This is a genomic window from Aquabacterium sp. A08, assembly GCF_011742065.1.
Genome location: NZ_JAAQQT010000510.1, coordinates 1 through 413, shown reverse-complemented (window position 1 = coordinate 413; position 413 = coordinate 1). Strand labels below are relative to the sequence as shown.

The following is a 413-nucleotide window of genomic DNA, read 5'->3' as shown; positions in this document are numbered from 1 at the left end:
CCGCACGAGTTTTCCGAGGCCGCGCTGGCCCAGTCGCGCGGGCTGCCCGACAAGGTGCGCGCCAGCGACAAGCGTGGCCGCATCGACCTGACCGACGTGCCGCTGGTGACCATCGACGGCGAAGACGCGCGCGACTTCGACGACGCGGTGTACTGCGAGCCGGCCAAGGTCGGACGCGGCAAGGGTTGGCGTCTGCTGGTGGCCATTGCCGACGTGAGCCACTATGTGGAGACCGGCTCGCCCATCGACGTGGACGCCTACGACCGCGCCACCAGCGTGTACTTCCCGCGCCGCGTCATCCCGATGCTGCCCGAGAAGCTGTCCAACGGCCTGTGCTCGCTCAACCCCGAGGTGGAGCGCCTGTGCATGGTCTGCGACATGATGGTCAACGCCAAGGGCGAGGTCCAGGCCTA

1 protein-coding gene is annotated in these 413 nt (G+C 68.5%); it reads left to right on the top strand.

The genetic code is table 11. The annotated features are described in order from the left end of the window. Positions 1–413: RNB domain-containing ribonuclease (locus HA630_RS27395; RefSeq protein WP_166832120.1), on the top strand; the 413-nt coding region annotated here is incomplete at both ends.